The organism is Candidatus Methanoperedens nitratireducens, assembly GCF_900196725.1.
Taxonomy (GTDB): domain Archaea; phylum Halobacteriota; class Methanosarcinia; order Methanosarcinales; family Methanoperedenaceae; genus Methanoperedens; species Methanoperedens nitroreducens_A.
Genome location: NZ_FZMP01000166.1, coordinates 1 through 1,281, shown reverse-complemented (window position 1 = coordinate 1,281; position 1,281 = coordinate 1). Strand labels below are relative to the sequence as shown.

At 41.5% G+C, this 1,281-nt stretch carries 2 protein-coding genes; both read left to right on the top strand.

Annotated elements, in window-relative coordinates:
- Positions 1-405 (top strand): DUF5615 family PIN-like protein (locus MNV_RS10490; RefSeq protein ID WP_218837993.1); only part of this gene is annotated, 405 nt, incomplete at its 5' end.
- Between the two features lie 696 nt (positions 406-1,101).
- Positions 1,102-1,281 (top strand): DUF433 domain-containing protein (locus MNV_RS21355; RefSeq protein ID WP_096205862.1); only part of this gene is annotated, 180 nt, incomplete at its 3' end.

Genomic DNA, 1,281 nt, shown 5'->3' with positions numbered 1-1,281 from the left:
TTATGTTTCACATGTCATAGCAGGAGAACAAATTATACCGATTGTGGAAGTTGCTTGAAAGTCAAATTTCTGGTAGATGAGTGCACAGGCAAGAGACTTTCAAATCTATTGAATGTTGCAGGATATGATACTATTTTTGTGGGTGATTGGAAACCGTCTGCACCTGATGATGAAGTTCTGGACAAAGCAAACATAGAAGGAAGAGTTTTGATTACCGACGATAAGGATTTTGGTGAACTTGTTTTCAGATTAGAAAAACCATCAAGCGGAGTAATATTGATTAGGACTTCCACCACAAATAGTGCTATAAGGATGCATTTACTTGAAACATTGTTGAAATCGACCAACGTCTATAAAAAATTTATTGTTTTGAAAGATAAGGTTTTTAAGATAAGGGACGCCTGAAAGTACATATACTTCTCCTGGAAATCTGTGGTTTGGGCGCGTTATTTTAACTAAAATCTCGGCGCCCATCACTCGCTTGCTTCCCGGCGCATCACAGCGGACGTAACCCGGGGCGGCTATGGGGACATGGGGAGTGCGCTGCTTGGGGATTTCATGAAAGCTGCGGTTCGAATCCTGTTGATCCTGTTATCCTGTCGAAATGTGCTCTTGCCCTGGTTGTGGTTCATGTCGGCTGCATCGGGAACCTATCGCGCCAAGAAATTAATATTTAAATTTTAATAAATACCCTGCGCCCGTGTAAGGAGAATAACCACGGAGGACACGGTGAGTACAGAGAGTTGTGGTTTTTTCTCTGTGCCCTCTGAGGACTCTGTGGTTTTTTAATTTCGATTTATGGCAGTTATTCGGCGTCGTGAGTTTAATATTCATAAAGTGATAAATACGGGCTCCTTATACCGCAAGTTTGCAAAGCTGGAGCTTCTTTAGATACTCGGCGCGCACCGAACGGATCGATTCCCGCGCGTCACAGCGGACGTAACCACGGGGCGGCTATGAGGACAAGGGGAGGGCGCAGCATGGTAATTTTATCATAGCTTAATTGTTTCAGAATTGAAATATCTGAGAAACCCCTTGCATTAAAGCCAAACCATGTCAAAATAATCACACAAAACTATAATAGATTTGAATTCAACTATTATGAATATGGAAGAAAGAATAGTAGTAAATCCTAAAATAATGGTTGGAAAACCTATTATTAGAGGTACCAGGATTCCTGTAGATGCCATACTTAATAGACTGGCGGATGGGATGACCATAAGCGATATCCTGGAAGAATATCCGAATATTACAGAAGAAGATATCAAGGCAGCATTGATT